This window comes from Pseudoalteromonas sp. MMG010 (genome assembly GCF_018100905.1).
Taxonomy (GTDB): Bacteria; Pseudomonadota; Gammaproteobacteria; order Enterobacterales; family Alteromonadaceae; genus Pseudoalteromonas.
On record NZ_JAGJEG010000009.1, the window covers coordinates 110347 to 127256 of the forward strand.

Annotated in this window: 15 protein-coding genes; 8 read left to right on the forward strand and 7 right to left on the reverse strand. The window is 37.5% G+C overall.

What is annotated here, in order from left to right; genetic code table 11:
* Positions 1-3: 3 nt before the first annotated feature.
* From J8L70_RS10995 to J8L70_RS11010, 4 genes are all read left to right on the forward strand, one after another.
* Positions 4-465, forward strand: coding sequence for an NfeD family protein (locus J8L70_RS10995; RefSeq protein ID WP_211055628.1), 462 nt, complete (start codon positions 4-6; stop codon positions 463-465).
* Between the two features lie 140 nt (positions 466-605).
* A complete protein-coding gene (locus J8L70_RS11000) occupies positions 606-1436 on the forward strand; it encodes a patatin family protein (RefSeq protein ID WP_211055629.1) in 831 nt (276 codons plus the stop codon).
* 25 nt (positions 1437-1461) lie between these two features.
* A complete protein-coding gene (locus J8L70_RS11005) occupies positions 1462-1680 on the forward strand; it encodes a penicillin-binding protein (RefSeq protein ID WP_211055630.1) in 219 nt (72 codons plus the stop codon).
* A gap of 135 nt (positions 1681-1815) precedes the next feature.
* Positions 1816-3837: an ATP-binding protein gene (locus J8L70_RS11010; protein WP_211055631.1), complete on the forward strand. Its 2022-nt coding sequence runs from the start codon at positions 1816-1818 to the stop codon at positions 3835-3837.
* A gap of 113 nt (positions 3838-3950) precedes the next feature.
* Here J8L70_RS11010 and ahpF read toward each other — a convergent pair whose 3' ends face one another.
* Complete coding sequence (ahpF, locus tag J8L70_RS11015) at positions 3951-5534, reverse strand: alkyl hydroperoxide reductase subunit F (RefSeq protein ID WP_211055632.1); 1584 nt, start codon at positions 5532-5534, stop codon at positions 3951-3953.
* A 157-nt stretch (positions 5535-5691) separates the two neighbouring features.
* The gene (gene ahpC / locus J8L70_RS11020) at positions 5692-6261 is read right to left on the reverse strand and encodes an alkyl hydroperoxide reductase subunit C (RefSeq protein ID WP_211055633.1); all 570 of its coding nucleotides are present in this window, start codon (positions 6259-6261) and stop codon (positions 5692-5694) included.
* Between the two features lie 222 nt (positions 6262-6483).
* Here ahpC and J8L70_RS11025 point away from each other — a divergent pair, with 222 nt between their 5' ends.
* The 3 genes from J8L70_RS11025 to J8L70_RS11035 all read left to right on the forward strand — a co-directional run bounded on the left by J8L70_RS11025 (position 6484) and on the right by J8L70_RS11035 (position 8165).
* On the forward strand, positions 6484-6903 hold the full coding sequence (locus tag J8L70_RS11025) for a DUF3429 domain-containing protein (protein ID WP_211055634.1): 420 nt from the start codon (positions 6484-6486) through the stop codon (positions 6901-6903).
* Positions 6904-6970: 67 nt separating this feature from the next.
* Complete coding sequence (locus tag J8L70_RS11030) at positions 6971-7342, forward strand: hypothetical protein (protein ID WP_211055635.1); 372 nt, start codon at positions 6971-6973, stop codon at positions 7340-7342.
* Between the two features lie 13 nt (positions 7343-7355).
* Positions 7356-8165, forward strand: a complete 810-nt coding sequence (locus J8L70_RS11035) for a class I SAM-dependent methyltransferase (RefSeq protein ID WP_211055636.1) — start codon at positions 7356-7358, stop codon at positions 8163-8165.
* A 13-nt stretch (positions 8166-8178) separates the two neighbouring features.
* On the opposite strand, the gene J8L70_RS11040 is transcribed toward J8L70_RS11035, so the two are convergent.
* The 5 genes from J8L70_RS11040 to J8L70_RS11060 all read right to left on the reverse strand — a co-directional run bounded on the left by J8L70_RS11040 (position 8179) and on the right by J8L70_RS11060 (position 15479).
* The gene (locus tag J8L70_RS11040; protein WP_211055637.1) at positions 8179-9774 is read right to left on the reverse strand and encodes a GMC family oxidoreductase N-terminal domain-containing protein; all 1596 of its coding nucleotides are present in this window, start codon (positions 9772-9774) and stop codon (positions 8179-8181) included.
* 276 nt (positions 9775-10050) lie between these two features.
* On the reverse strand, positions 10051-10665 hold the full coding sequence (gene eda, locus J8L70_RS11045; protein WP_211055638.1) for a bifunctional 4-hydroxy-2-oxoglutarate aldolase/2-dehydro-3-deoxy-phosphogluconate aldolase: 615 nt from the start codon (positions 10663-10665) through the stop codon (positions 10051-10053).
* A 72-nt stretch (positions 10666-10737) separates the two neighbouring features.
* Positions 10738-11664 carry a sugar kinase gene (locus J8L70_RS11050; protein WP_211055639.1) on the reverse strand — a complete coding sequence of 309 codons (927 nt, stop codon included), beginning with the start codon at positions 11662-11664 and terminating at the stop codon, positions 10738-10740.
* A 64-nt stretch (positions 11665-11728) separates the two neighbouring features.
* On the reverse strand, positions 11729-13027 hold the full coding sequence (locus tag J8L70_RS11055; RefSeq protein ID WP_211055640.1) for an MFS transporter: 1299 nt from the start codon (positions 13025-13027) through the stop codon (positions 11729-11731).
* Between the two features lie 178 nt (positions 13028-13205).
* Positions 13206-15479 carry a chondroitinase-B domain-containing protein gene (locus tag J8L70_RS11060; protein WP_211055641.1) on the reverse strand — a complete coding sequence of 758 codons (2274 nt, stop codon included), beginning with the start codon at positions 15477-15479 and terminating at the stop codon, positions 13206-13208.
* A gap of 414 nt (positions 15480-15893) precedes the next feature.
* Between J8L70_RS11060 and J8L70_RS11065 the strand changes: the two genes are divergently transcribed.
* Positions 15894-16637 (forward strand): FadR/GntR family transcriptional regulator, encoded by a 744-nt coding sequence (locus J8L70_RS11065; RefSeq protein WP_211055642.1) that lies wholly within the window; start codon positions 15894-15896, stop codon positions 16635-16637.
* Positions 16638-16910 lie beyond the last annotated feature (273 nt).

The following is a 16910-nucleotide window of genomic DNA, read 5'->3' on the forward strand; positions in this document are numbered from 1 at the left end:
GCTATGGATATATTAATAAATAATTTACCTCAAACATTAATGATTTTAGGTGTACTGGCATTAATTATAGAAGTAGCAGTGCTAGGCCTTAGTACCTTTATTTTATTGTTTTTTGGTATTTCGCTTATTGCTACCGGTGCGCTTATGAGCTTAGGTATATTAAATGATGCCTTAAGTACTGCATTGTGGAGTAATACGGTGATAACGGCTGCACTTGCCGTTTTACTTTGGCGTCCGCTCAAAAAGATGCAAAATAAAGTAGATAATAAGCCTATACAAAGTGACTTTGCCGAACTGAGCTTTGTACTTAATGAAGATGTTTCAATTGCAGGGTTAAGTACCCATCACTACTCAGGAATTAGCTGGCAGTTAAAAAGTGAATATCCAATTGCCAGCGGTACGCCTGTTATTGTTGTAAAAAAAGAAGTGGGCGTTATGTGGGTCTCCCCTGCTAATGAGTCATAAAAATACATTAATAAAGCGCAGTGATATCACTGCGCTTTATTTATTTTCGTCACGCTTATGACTTTCGTTATATTTATCTTCATTTCACCTTATTTTAATGCTTTATTAAAAGGAATAATTTAAATTAAGGCCGTAACTTTATGCAATTAGCACAGCACTCTTTGGTTGTAGAAGGTGGCGCAATGCGCGGCATTTTTGCAGCGGGTGTACTTGATGAATTTTTAAATCAACAGTTCAAACCTTTTAATAATTACTTTGGCGTATCGGCTGGCGCAACAAATATTGCTGCATTTTTATGTAACCAACCAAAACGTAACTACAAAGTAATAACAGACTACTCATGCCGTACAGAGTTTATTAATTTGGCTCGCTTTATTAAAGGCGGTCATTTATTTGATTTAGATTGGCTATGGCAAACAACATTACAAGAAATTAGGCTCGAAACTGAATACTTTGAGCAAAACCCCTGTAATTTTTATATTACAACCACCGCGATACATACGGGAAAAGCACATTATTTAAAAGCAACCAGTGACGAAATGGCTGACCAATTAAAAGCATCATGTGCCATTCCTATCGCTTATAGAAATTATCCTGTCATAAACAATATTGCAATGACCGATGGGGGCGTTGCTGATTCAATCCCTGTAATTAAAGCTTACGAAATGGGCGCTAAAGAAATTACTGTTATTTTATCGCAGCCATTAGGTTATAAGAAAAAACCGACGAAGACACCGTGGTTTACAAAGTGTATATACAAAGATTACCCCGCGTTAGTTAAAGCATCACTCAATAGATTTGAAGCGTATAATCAAAGTATTGATTTTATTACTCAGCCCCCGAGTGATTGTAAAATTAATATTATTGCTCCACCCGCTAATTTTAAAGTAGGTAGAACAACAAAGCAGTTATCTAAATTAGAATCTGGCTATCAAATGGGTAAGCAAGCCGGTATAGAACATTTAACATAACGATTATTTTTTATTGTGAGGAAACATGAGCAACTTAAATAAAGACGAACTACTAGCATTAAAAATAGCTTTTACCTACATGCCAAAAGCAATAGAAGTCACGAAATATGAATACGGCGAACGCTATCAAACCGTTTTAGATCATATACAGCATGTTCGTGAGATTTTGCTTATAAACGATGTTGACCCTGAAGAGGTCGATGGGGATATTAATCCACAATACACACCAAATTCGACCTATTAATATTGCCTCGTTTAGTAACGAGGCAATAGATCGCTTGAGAAAATAACGAATACTACCTATTATGTTTGCTAACTATATAAAATCAAAAAATATAAATAAATTTCATTAAAAAATGAAACTTATGGGATATAAATATTGAAATTTCTTCGACGCTTTCACGATATCGTTTCAGATCAAAATCTGGATTTTGATGAAAAAATTGACCAACTGTTATATTTTGGTCTCGAAGTTTTCAAACTTGACTTAGCCATCATCAGTAAAGTGGTAGAAAATACCTACACTGTTTTACATGCCATTACCCCAGATGATTCATTAGTTGCAGGCACTCAATTTGATCTCACTGGCACCTATTGCATACATACTCTAAAAGCAAACAAAGCATTAGCATTTTATCACGCCGGTAATAGCACCATAGCCGAACACCCATGCTATAAAAACTTTCAATTAGAGTCATATATTGGCGCACCGATAAAAGTGGGCGACACCATATTTGGCACGGTTAACTTTTCATCGGCGAAAATTTCATCGCCCTTTAAAGAAGATACCTATGATTACATTGAATTATTTGCGCAGTGGTTAGGCAATGAATTTGCTCGCTCTCATGCAAAGAAAAAGCTAGTACTTCATAGTAAAACGCTTAAAAAGCTCGAAAATATGGCTAACATTGGTACTTGGGAAGCCGATTTAATTAACAGTAAAATATACTGGAGTGAACAAACTCGCAGAATTCATCAAGCCTCTGAGGATTTCTCCCCGACGATAGAACAAGCTATTGAGTTTTATAAAGAAGGTCACAGCAGAGACTGCATTAATCAAGCGGTAACAGCAGCAACTGAACACGGTGAAAAATGGCATTTAGAGCTTGAAGTGGTTACGGCAAAAAATAATCATATTTGGGTTTCTAGTTTTGGTGAGGCTGAGTTTAAAAATGGGCAATGCATTAGGCTTTTTGGCACCTTTCAAAATATAACTGAGTCGGTAGAACTGCGCCAAGCACTTACCAAGAAAAAACTTGAAGCAGAAAGAATGCTTGAAGATAGAAGTATGTTGCTAGCAAAAATAAGCCATGAATTGAGGACCCCTCTTAATGGTATAACAGGCATGCTAACAACTTTAATTGATGAACGTAGTGAAGAAAAGCGTACCGATAAAATAAAAATTGCATTACGAAGTGCAGATATATTGCTCAATACGATTAATGAGGTTCTTGATTTTTCTAAGATAAATCATGGTGAATTTAAATTAGAGCCAAATAATTTTTTATTAAAGACGATATTTACCGATCTTGCTTCGCTGTACACCCCTCTATTTAAAGATACCGATATATCCTTTAATGTTCATAACTTTATTGACGATGATTGCTGGGTTATATGCGACAACACTCGATTAAGCCAAATCGTATCAAACTTATTAAGTAACGCCCTTAAATTTACTGAGCAAGGCCATGTTATGTTCAGTACATCAGTAACCACACACCAAGCAGGCTTATTATTAAATATTACGGTAAGTGATACTGGCAGAGGGATGAGTGATGCTTTTCTTCAGTCTTTATTTGCGCCTTTTACACAAGAAGTCGACGCTAAAAACAATAAAGGCGGTACAGGGTTAGGTTTAGCGATTGTAAAAGAGCTTATCGATTACATGCAAGGGACGATAAAAGTAACCAGTAAACCAAACAAAGGCAGTCAATTTGAGGTCTCTTTACCGATAAAAATAGGTAAGGCCGAAGCAATCATATCAACCAATAGAGCAACTATTGATGGAAGTAATTTAAAAGTACTGGTGGTTGATGATAATCAAATAAATCGTTTAGTATTACACGCTTCTTTGGAAAAATTAAAAATAAGCGCTGACTTTGCTGTTGATGGAGAAGATGCTATTTTAAAATGCCAGCAAAAGCATTATGACCTTATTTTTATGGATTGTGTAATGCCAATTCTTGATGGATTTTCAGCAACCAAACAACTGCGTGAAAAAAACATTTGTCCTTTTAAAAGTACTTATATTGTTGCCCTTACAGCAAATACCTCTGCGCAAGATAAATTAGCGAGTGTTGAAGCCGGGATGGATATGTTTATCGCTAAACCGTTTAAATTACCGACAATAGAAAAAGCAGTTCATAGCACGCAACAAAGATTAAAAGCGATGACGGTATAATACTGATACTTTTTTAACGAAATAGACAGTATTAAACAAAAAAGCCGCCTTTGGAGAAGGGCGGCTTGGGTCAACAAACAACTAATGGGTGTTAGCTGTTATATCAAGAGAGATTACGCTGCGCTTTCTTCGCTAATATCCTCTTCGCTATGGCGAATTAAATAATCAAACGAACCTAAACTAGCCGTTGCACCACTGCCCATAGCAATGATTATTTGTTTAAATGGGGTGTTGGTTGCATCCCCTGCTGCAAATACACCTGGAGCTGACGTAGCCCCTTTGCTATCTACAAGTATTTCGCCAAACTGACTTAACGCAACATCGCTATCTTTAAGCCATTCAGTGTTCGGAACCAAACCAATTTGTACGAAAATACCGGCAAGGTTAAGTGATTTACCTTCCCCAGAGACTCTATCGGTATAAGTAAGCCCGGTCACTTTATTACCATCGCCGACAACTTCGGTTGTTTGCGCATTTTTAATAATCGTAATATTGGCCAAACTATTTGCTTTACGGATCAGTACTTCATCGGCACGTAATGTATCTGAAAACTCAAGTACGGTTACATGCTCTACGATATTGGCTAAATCTATCGCCGCCTCGATACCTGAGTTACCACCGCCAATCACTGCCACAGATTTGCCTTTAAATAAAGGACCATCACAGTGCGGGCAATACGCAACACCATGGCCGCGGTATTCTTGCTCGCCTGGCACATTCATTTCGCGCCAACGAGCCCCAGTGGCAAGTACTAACGATTTACTTTGCAATACAGCTCCGTTTTCTAGGGTAATATCGTAACCATTACTCCCTTTACTCACATTGGCTGCGCGCTGGTTATTCATTATATCTACATCGTATTCTTTAACGTGTTCTTCTAATTGCGCCACTAATTGTGGCCCTTGTGTTGCTTTAACCGAAATAAAGTTTTCAATTGCAAGAGTATCAGATACTTGCCCACCAAAACGCTCAGCAACAACCCCTGTATTTAACCCTTTACGTGCCGAATATATCGCCGCAGAAGCGCCCGCAGGTCCTCCGCCAATCACTAACACATCAAATTTTTGCTTTTCATTTAAGCTAGCTGCTTGGCGAGCCGCTCCTTTTGAATCTACCTTATTTAAAATATCGCTTAAACTTAATGCACCTTGGCTAAATGGTTCGCCATTTAAGTAAACCGCTGGCACTGCCAAAATGTTGCGCTGCTCTACTTCATCTTGAAAAAGCGCGCCATCAATCATAGTTGCTTTAATTTTACTGTTTGTTGCTGCCATGGTATTTAATGCTTGTACCACTTGCGGACACGTTTGGCAGCTAAGGCTGATATATACTTCAAAGTTTAATTCTTGATCTAAAGATTGAATTTGTTCAATGTCATCTTTATTTGCTTTACTCGTGTGCCCACCTGTATGTAAAAGGGCTAATACTAGGCTAGTAAACTCATGCCCCATCGGCACACCAGCAAAAGTGATATGGGTATCATTTATTGGTGAATGCACAACCATAGAAGGACGTCGAGCATTCATATCTGAATTATTTGTTACGGTAATTTTGTCGCTTAATGAAGCAAGATCGTTCGCTAAGCTTTCTACTTCTTTTGATTTATTGCTGTCATCCAAGGCGATAAGCAGCTCAACAGATTGAGTAAGCGATTCAAAATGGCTTTTTAATTGATTTTTAATGTTGTTGTCTAACATGGCTTAACCCTTATAGGAAAATTAAAAACAGCAAGCCTCTCATGCTTAAATAATACATGTGCTTAATCATCAATTTTAAGCAAAGAGGCTACAACAAACTGAATGTTTGTTGGCATAAGCGCAGCTAACTGCGCTTAATAAGGTTGGTAATTTTAAATTAAATTTTACCAACTAAGTCTAGTGAAGGAGCAAGTGTCTCTTCACCTGGCTGCCATGATGCTGGGCATACTTCGCCGTCGTGAGTTGCAATGTATTGTGCAGCTTGCACTTTACGTACTAATTCTTTCGCGCTACGGCCGATACCTAAATCGTGTGTTTCAATTATTTTGATTTCGCCCTCAGGGTTCATAACAAAAGTACCACGAAGTGCTAGGCCTTCTTCTTCAATCATTACACCAAAGCTGCGAGTAATACGACCAGTTGGGTCACCAATCATTGGGAATTGAATTTTACCAATGGTGTCTGAAGTATCGTGCCATGCTTTATGAGTGAAGTGAGTATCGGTAGATACAGAGTAAACCTCTACACCCATTTCTTGTAATTGTGCGTAGTAATCAGCAACATCGCCAAGCTCTGTTGGACATACAAATGTAAAATCTGCAGGGTAAAAGAAGAAGATTGACCACTTACCTAGAACGTCTTTTTCAGACACTTCTACGAAATCACCGTTGTGGTATGCTGTTGCGTTAAAAGGTTGAAGCTTAGTATTAATTAAAGAAGTGCTCATAGTATTCCTCATTGATATTTAATGTATAAAATTTAAGTTATTCAACGCTGACGAAGTTAGTACACCTTCTGCGTTGGCTTGATTAATACAATAAGGCCTACGATAAAATAAATAAAATTGATTGTTTAGATTAAAACAATCGATTTTTTAGCTTAAACAATTTTAGTTCATTATAACTGCTATAATACCCGCGCAAAAAACTCATACGATAAGGCAATAATAATGGAAAGATTTATCAACCATATTCAATTAGGTTACTTAGGCTTAATCCCTTTTTTAGGCTGTGTTGGTTGGCCCCTTATGTTTGGTAGTAATAGTGTTAATGTTGAGTTCTTTAATTATTATAGTATTGCTATTCTCGCGTTTATGGCGGGGAATTTATGGTATGCAGGCGCACAAAGTTACAGCGATGCTATAAAAGCAGTATTACCTATCATCCCTATCCCATTTCTTACTTTTTTACCTGAGCACTGGGCATTAGCCTACTTAGCCGCTAGTTTTTGGTTAGTGCTTATATTTGAAAAAACCAGCCCACAATGGCAAAACTATCATCGTGATTATCAAAAAATGCGCTTTGTACTGACTTCTGTTGTATTTGTTTGCCATATTTTAATTATTGGAATGAGTATTTACCCTAAATAGCCTGACTTTGCTTAACCAATACACCGTATTAAGGTACCATCCGAGCTCTTTAATTTTAGGACAGGTTATGATCGACACATTACGCCAACAACTCGATGAATTAGGTGAAAATTACGTAGAAAAAAATGCCTCATTCAAAATTAAAGTGATCCCATTTTTTTGCGCCATCAGCATTAAAAAAGATCATAAAAACGAAAACCGACTTAACTTTTACTCAAATCAACTTATTGAAATCTTATTAGTCGTTTTATTCATATTATTTGGTTTAACATTAATGAGCCCAACCTCGGGTTTTACCGAAGGGCCGATTCATATTGTTTTTGCCATATTAATTACGTTTAATTTAATTTTAAAACAAATAGCAATCGAAGGTTTAAAAACCCGTTTAGCGTTGTTGCGCGCTCAACAGTCTTACTTTGGCACTGAAAACGATAAATAAAGTAGTAAACGTTATGTATTTAAATCCCCAATGGCGAATTTTAACGGTAGGAGATGGTGATTTATCATTTTCTGATGCCGTCCATAACCATTTTTCGATTCAAAAACTGGTTGCTTCTACATTTGATAGTAAAGAAACAATCCAGCAAAAATATCAACACAATGCATTAAATGCGTTAGAGCAGAAAAAAATAACGGTTTTAAATGACTTTGATGTCACCAATAAGCAATGTTGGCAACGCTTATCAAGTCATTTGCATCGCTTTGATTTAGTCATCTTTCAATTCCCTTTAATCCCTGCTTTTGTAGGAAAAGAAGCCTTTGAATTAAACACACGCCAAACAAGTATGAATGTGCTTAACAGAGCATTACTTCACCAATTTTTAAAGTACGCCCGTGAATATGCCTTAGATCCTTTGGGCGAAATGCTATGCTACATCACCTCTAAAGATGTAAAACCTTATCGCGAATGGAATATAGAAGGCAGTTTAAATACACATTTAAACATGCAATATAAAGGGCAAATGCCATTTGAGATAAGTCAATTTTCGGGTTACAAAATACGCAATGTCGATCGCGACAAGCATGTTAAAGACACCAGCGGTATTACTTATGTATTTAGCGAAAAAGAGCCAGCATTATTAAAGCAAAAGCTCACTATGCCTGAGTATTTAAATCACAATCACTGCACACTATGTCGTGTCGGCCCTTTTGTTGGTGAAGAAGATAAAGCAAAGCATTTTAATGCCAAAAAGCACCTTAAGATGTCAGCGTTAGAGCAAGACTGGGAGCAATGGCTAACCCATTTTTATACGCCATCGTAAGCATTACATAAGTTTATGTATTGATGATTAAGTCTGCCGCTTTCTCAGCAATTGCAATAACCGGGGCATTCGTGTTTCCGGTAATAATTGTGGGCATAATAGAGGCATCAACAACACGTAAATTGTGTAAGCCATGTACACGTAAGTGAGTATCTACTACGGCCATAGTGTCTTGTCCCATTTTACATGTTCCAACCGGGTGATATTCAGTATCTGCGGTACGTTTTATAAACGCAATTAACTGCTCATCGTTATTAATATCAAGGGGATAAACCATCGATGATCTGACTGGCTCAAATCCCTTACTTTGCATTACTTTTAACGTTTTCTTTAAACCCGCTAATAACACGTTTAAATCATCTGGGTGCTCTAAAAAATTAGGGTCGATAAGTGGTGCTGTACGAGGGTTGTTATCAGCAAGGCTAACTGTACCACGGCTTTTAGGGCGCATTAAACTACAGTGAATACTGTAGCCATGGCCCGTGTGTAGTTTTCGGTTATGATCATCAACTAAACCAATTACAAATTCAAGCTGTATATCTGGTGCAGGCGAGTTTGGAAAAAGATTTATAAATGCATGAGATTCAGCAAAATTACTGGTAAGTAAGCCTTCGCGTTTGCTAAACCACTTAATGCACCCCGATAAAATACGCCCAACTCCTGCCATGCTTATACCAAATGAGCCAAGTGAATATTTCGCTTTATAAAGTGGCACTACAGTTAAATGATCTTGTAAGTTTTTACCCACTCCAGGCAAATGTATAACGGGTTTAATTCCTTTATTTAGTAAATCTTGTTTATCTGCGACCCCAGACAACATTAGTATTTGTGGCGAATTAATCGCGCCAGCACTTAAAATAATTTCTTTTTTAGCAAAAAGCTGGACGACCTTATTATTATTAACCACTTCTACCGCTGTTGCAGTATGGCCTTCAAAAAGAATTTTATTAACGTGGGTATCGGTTAAAACGGTTAAGTTTTTGCGCTGTAAAAAAGGCGTTATATAAGCTTTAGCAGCACTACAGCGCTCTCCTTGATGCTGTGTCACTTGCACCAAACGCGCACCATGTTGTGACGCACCATTAATATCTAAACTTCTGGCGATACCTTGTTCATGACATGCTTGTAGAAAATATTGATTAAGGTGGCTTGCCGAACTGAGTTCTTGTACGTGCAAAGGGCCATCATTTCCATGCAAGGGGTTGTTATAAAATAGTGCGTTATTTTCTGATTTAATGAAATAAGGCAATAAACTATTAAAATCCCATCCATCATTCCCCATCGCAGCCCATTGATCGTAATCGTATTTATTACCACGGATATACACCATCGCATTTATCGAACTTGAGCCACCCAGTACTTTACCCCGTGGCATAAAGCCTTGTCGGTTATTAAGTGCTTTTTGTGCAACCGTATTGTAATGCCAACTATTGACTCCATATGGGACACTGACGGCTAACCCGGCCGGCATTTGCACACAAACATTATTATCACTTTTACCTGCTTCGATTAAACACACATGGCAATTTGGATCCTCAGACAATCGTGATGCTAAAACACAGCCCGCACTCCCAGCCCCAATAACAATAAAATCGAATTTAGTTTTCATCGCTGACCCTTACACCCCCATATTTCAATAAAAACACGAAAAAGGGACATTGTTTATGGTTTAACACGGTATAAATATAATTTAATGAGGTAACTATATTCTATAAGTCATTAAGCGCTTTAATTATTTATAATAAAGCTTAAGTAAGGTGTAAAGGTGATAGTGAAATGATGATATGAAGGTTTAATGAGATTACGGGTGCCGAGCAGAAAATTAGGTGCTAACGACAACAATTAACACCTAAGAAAGAGCAGTTACCTGCTCGTACAACACACTTTAAAGTACAACTTTACAAGCGTCAGTAATCGCTTGCCAGTTTTTACTTTCTACCTGCTTTTGGTCCACAACCCATGTGCCACCAACCGCAAATACGTTTTGTAGTGCTAAAAAGTCAGTAAAGTTATCGCCGTTTATGCCACCTGTTGGGCAAAATTGACACTCTCTGAATACGCTTTTAACACCATTTAAAAAATTAATACCACCGGCTAAATTTGCAGGGAATAATTTCATTTCTCTAAAGCCAGCTTGGTAAGCTAGTGCAATATCTGAAGTGTTAGACACGCCCGGTAACACCGGTACACCGCTTTGTACTAGCGCATCCAGTAATTTAGGCGTTACCGCAGGTGTTACTATATAATCAGCACCTGCATTTAACGCATCTTTTAAAATAGGAGTATCAATGATAGTACCCGCACCAACTTTTAAATTTGGCATAGCCGATTTAATGGCCTCTAGTACTGCGATAGAGCTATCATGGCGAAGTACTACCTCAACCAAATCAATGCCAGCTGCATGCATAGCTTGAGTAATAGCTACTCCAGTTTCTGGACAACCAGTTTGGATGATCGGTAATAATTTTTGCCCATTCATGTACTCAGAAAAGCGAACCATTTTATTCTCCGTTATTGTTCAAGGTTAAACATTTTTATAGTCACGGTATAAAAATGTTTTTAACTATTAATACTATGCGTTAGCCATTGCTTGGCAAAAAACATCTTTTGGTGCAATTGCACCAGGCTGTTGAATCACTGTACCTGCTGCTTTTGCAGCCATTTGTACTGCATCAGAAACACTGCGACCCGCTAAACGTGCGCCTAAATAAACACCGTTAAACGCATCACCTGCAGATGTTGTATCAACAACATTAGTGACAGGTATGATGGTGTGGCTTTGCAGTTCCTCACCCTCTTTTGTGATCACAGACTCTGGCCCGTTCTTAACAATAATCTCTTGGATATTGTAAGGTTTTAAATATTCGACAACCGCTTCAACCGAATGAATATCGTAAAGTGTTGTTAAATCTTCAACGCCCGGCAAAGTGACATCAGATAAGCTAAATGCAATGTCGTATTGCGCTTTAGTTTGCTCAACACTTTGCCATAAACGTGCACGATAATTTGGGTCAAAAACAATCTTAACTCCAGCATCTTTAAGCTGTTTGATCGCTTGCCAAAATTGCTCTCGGCTATCATTGTCAATAATGGCTAATGAAATACCCGAAAAGAAAAACATGTCACCTTTAGATAAACTATCAAGTACTGAAGGGGTTAAAAACGACACGACTTTTTTTGCTGCAGCATCGCTGCGCCAATAAGTAAAACTACGCTCGCCATGCTCATCTGTTTCAATGTAATACATACCCGGCACTTTTTCGTCGTGAGCAAATACATATTGTGTATCTAGCTGTTCGCTCTCAAATCGAGCCAGCATTTGAGCACTTAAGCTATCTTTACCAATTGCAGTGACTACCGATGTCGTTACTTCGTTAAAACAACGCTTAAGATATACCGCTGAATTATAAATATCGCCCGCAAATGACTGATGTAACATGTCGTCATTTTTAGCTCTTAGTTCGACCATACATTCGCCGAAAAAGTAAATGTTTTTCATTTAGAAAATTACCTATGTAATGTACCGCTCAATCGTAAAATACGAATGAGCGGTGGGTATTTTATTATTCAGGTTTTAGTGGTTCAATTTTTGGAATTAAAATCCATACCGCTGCCATAGCAATAATCGCAAGCGATGCACCAATGATAAACGCAGGTGTGTAGTTACCATCGGCTGTTAAAATTGGCACTAAAGAAGTAAGACCTACAGCACCTAGTTTGGCCGCCATACCTGAAAATCCAGATAATGTACCAACCGCTTTTTTACCTAATAAGTCACTTGGTAATGTTTGTACATTACCAATGGCTGTTTGGAAGCCAAATAAAATAACCGCCATAATTAATACTGCAATGACTGGTGCACCAGGGTTTGCCATAGCAAGTAATGCTGGCAACATGATCAAACAACCTAAAGTAATTGTTAGTTTTCTTGTTTTATCAGTCGTCCAACCGGCTTTAAGGCGGTTTTGTGCTAATAAGCCACCAAACCAAGCACCAAACATAGCGCCAACATAAGGTACCCAACCGTATATACCAATAGATTTAACATCCATACCGTATACTTCGTTTAAGTAAATTGGGATCCAAAATACGAATAACCACCAAATAGGGTCAATCGCAGCAGAGGCAATAATTACACCCCAGCTTTGCTTGCGTGATAATAACTCAGCAGTCGATGGGTTGTATTCTTCTTCGTTAGATATCGCGCCTGATGCATCAGTACGCTTTTGGCCTGTAAGAATATATTCGCGTTCTTCTTCAGTGATCCACGGGTGAGAACCTGGTGGAGCTTTAACAAGTACAAGCCAAGGAACAAGCCATAAAAAGCCCATTACACCCACTACAACAAACACCATTTGCCAGCTGAAATAGATGGTTAGGTAAGCAATTAACGGGATAGCAATGATGCCACCGATAGCAGCGCCTGAGTTAAAAATACCTTGTGCTAAAGCACGTTCTTTTGTTGGAAACCATTCTGCGTTACCTTTAGCAGCACCTGGCCAGTTACCCGCTTCAGCAACCCCTAAAATAGTACGGAAAATACTAAATGTAAGTAAACCTTGAGCAAATGCATGGGCAATAGTCGCTAAAGACCAAACACCAATTGATAATACGAAACCAAAGCGAGTCCCTACCCAGTCAAATATCTTACCGAAAATAGCTTGACCAAATGCATAAGCAAAAACAAACACAATAGAAATATTTGCGTAAATTTGTTTACGCTCAAGTGCAGATTCGTCAGGGAACAACTCTTCTACGATATCAGGCCAAAGCACACTAAGTGCTTGACGATCGATATAGTTAATAATGGTTGCAAGCGCTATTAGTGCTATTACCCACCATCTTAAACCGTTAAGCTTCATAATGCTGTCCCTCTAATGTATGTAAAATTTTGCATAATAAACTCCAAATTATAATTTTTGTGTTGCTAATAAATAAACTTAAAAATGCTGTTACTTACGTGTGTATGTATATTGGTTTTAATTTCCACTGCTCAATTTAACATTCATTGTATTCAGTGTTATTAAAACTGTCATTACATTATTCAGCGCTATTAAACTCATTGTTAGCGACTGATTGTGTTTGTGGTGCATTTAACTCTTTTACCTCAGGTGCTGATGAAGCAATAAAGCGATTATCTTTAATTCGAGTTTTGGGCTCACCTACTGTGTGTTCCACTTTAATCGCAGCACTTTTATTAAAGGTATTATGTTCAATTGCACTTACTTGCGCGCCATGCAACCAAAATGATGCACTGTGTTTATTACGTTTACCTAAACCAACATTTTCAAAGCTGTTGTCTAACACAATAACATGAGGGCCAAATGTACTTTCATCCGTACCACCTCGGTATACCTTAGCTACAGCGCCTTGTATATCTTTAAAAGTGTTGTTTTTTAGTGTTAAATATTCGGCATTATAAATACCTAAATCATCACGCTCTTTGTTTAGTCGGACAATATCACCCGTTACATTTAAAAATTCGCTGTTGGTTATTGAAAGCACATCAGCAAACGCACCGCTACCCGAATCAAATACGTGAAATGAATGGTTAATATCTAAGTCAGTTACTTTTACATTATCTAATATTAAACGATAGTTTTTATACATGCCCCATTTAGCCGTTCTTATTAGTGAATTACCTGATGAATCAGGACTGTTCTTTCCACTAAATGCTAAGTTTTCAAGTTTTAAACTACCATCATTATTTATTTCAAATAAGGCCGTACGCTCGAAAGTAATTGTAGGTTTTGTATTTTTTGCACCGCGTAAAGTAAGCGTCTTATCTATGGCAATCATTTTAGCCACATTATAATTGCCTGCTGCAAGCTCAATAACATCGCCATCATTTGCCGCTTTAATTGCATTAAATAAAGCACCTTCAGTGTTATCTACGGTGTGTGTTTTAGCTGAGTCGAATGCGGTTTGAATAGGACTTTTAGCATACCAACGAGGGCCTGTTTCACTTTTTAATGTTGGCTTTAATGATTTAGTCGCCCCTACCTTGCTATATTTTTTATTGGCGATATACAGTAAGCCATTATCACCGCGTTTAAGTGTTAATGTATCACTTTCAAAACCATTGCTAATACTTGGCTTTGCAACTTGGTTTAATATGTTATTGCTAAATTTAATACCACTAATGTCATCAAATGCAGTAAATACATCTTTTTTATTCTCATTATAAATAACATTGTTACGCATAATACTATTGACGGGTGTTGCTGAACGCTCAGCGTCACTGCCTGCAGCTAATTGAATATGCGACACATTAATCAGTGTATTATTTTCTATTAAGGCATTATTTACTTGGTGGTAACGATTAATTTTTGAATTTGGAACACCATTCATTACCGTCAAAGCGCTACCAAAACGATAGCCTGTTAAACCTTCTAAGTAATTATTGCGCACTACTTGGTCTTTATTAATTACACGAATGCCACCTGTATGATCGACACCATTACCAAAAAACACATTTTCCTCAACAACGTTACCGTTACCGTGGCGCAAAGTTAGCGTGCCCTTTGATTCAAAGAAGGTATTATTTTTAATCGTATTTTTACCAGATTTAACCGAGATAATTTCTACTTCACCATCACAATGATCAAAGTAATTATTCGTTACTTGAGTTAATGAGTCGGTTAAAGAGTAGTGACTTGTACCAATACGTAAGGTTTCGCCACCATTTGAACCAAAAACAGGACGAGGGCCAAAGTAGTTGTGATCTATTTTGTGAGAATTCTGTTGGCTTTGTTCGGTATTTAACCGCACCGCTACGGTAACACCTTTGTTACGCTTACCGGCTAAGTAGTTATGATCAAAACGGTTATTTTGACCATATAAACCCACCCAGTAGTCAGACTCGCGTTTATCAGGATTACTGTAATTATCAATAACAACTTCTGTAACACGCGAATTATAAGCTAGCTCATCTTTATTTTTACGAAACGAAATAACTTCACTACTTGGAGTAAAACCATTTTTAAACACTAACCCTTTAACCACTAAATGCTCACCTGCCAATCTTAAGTTTGATTGACCAGATAAAATCACAGCGCCAGGGGTTTGGGCTTGTAAAATAATAGGCTTTTCTTGTGTGCCTTTAGCACTGAATACAATTTCAAAATCTTGCCAAGTACCATTTTTAAGATTAACGATATCGCCTGGAGCTAAATTCTGAGCAATCTTTTTATATTCGTTAGGTGATGCGACGGTATAACTTTCAGCAAGGGCAAAATGACTAAATAAAGTGGTGCTACTTAACCCTAAAAATAATAAAGGCGTATTTAGCTTAAGATTAAACTCTTTTTTCATGCTATTTCCTTAACAAATAAATATTTTATGCACGAATGCTTATAACACGACTGCAAATTAAATGGCTAATAGTGACGATTTTCTTGGGCAGTGTAAGCATGTGTGTGCTCCTAACTATGACAATGTGAGTATTTAAAAAATAGGTGTTACAACTAAAGTGTGTAGGTTTAGAGTTAACTATTTTGTAAACAAGCTATTAATATAAGTAACTCACTAAAACTAACACAGTAAAATTTACCAATCAAGGTGACCAATTGCAGAAACATAAATAAAAATTGGTATTACATATTGAATTACCAATTTTTGCTGCTATTTTTTAATAATGATTAATATGATTTTTGACATAATATATGTGTTTAAGGTACTCTAACGCATTACATTTTGTTTACTCATCTAAGGGCTATAAGGTAAATTATGGGAAATCGTCGCTTATTCTGGCGTATTGTTGATAAAGTCGAAGCTTTGATTAATCAGGGCGAATTTTCTGCTGGTAGCCGTTTACCGCCGGAGCGAGAGCTTGCAGAAATGTTTGACGTTAGCCGTCCCACAATTAGAGAAGCCATTATTGCTTTAGAAGTACGTGGTCGTGTTGAGGTTAAAACAGGATCAGGGGTATATGTTGTTGAACGCCAAGATCATCCGATAAAATCACAAGAAATAAGTGCCTTTGAACTCACACAAGCCCGTGCACTCATCGAAGGTGAAATTGCCGCTTTAGCAGCGCATAGTATTACAGATGATGAACTAGCAAGATTATACAAAACATTAGAGGCAATGGAAGAAGGCTTGTATGTAGAACAAGCTGACCGAGAGTTTCATGAGATCATTGCCAACGCAACACGTAATAAAGCCCTTTCATATGCTGTCTCTAGTTTATGGGATTTACGCCTAACTAATACCCAAATTGTTGCTGATTATGGCAGTGTCTGTAAGAACAATGAAGATTGCGTTATGGATGAACATACGGCAATTTATAATGCATTAGCAAATCATGACGCGAATGCGGCTCGTGCGGCCATGCACCAGCATTTCAACCGTTTAATTAACGCTTTATTTGATGCTGTAGAGTCTCGTGCTCTAGAAGAAATAAAACGTAAAAATAGTGAAAAGCGTGGCTTGTATTCTCTTGATGGGTTAGTTAAAAAAGCGCAATCATAATATTTAAAGTGCTACTTAAATTATAAAGTAGCACTTTGCACTTCTGCTCATAAAATTTAGCATAGCCTTTAAGCAATACGCTAAAACACATCGTAAAATCACACCAAATTTAAAATTAATTTAATGATTAAATAAGCCGATGTTTAAATTAAAACGAGTTCTTAATTTTTAAGTAAAAAAAACCCCCTTACGGGGGTTTTTGTTTCCTCTCACTGCGAGACTAGCTTTAGAGTTTAAAGTGAGAGGAACTCTTTAACTATATGCAGTGTGTGC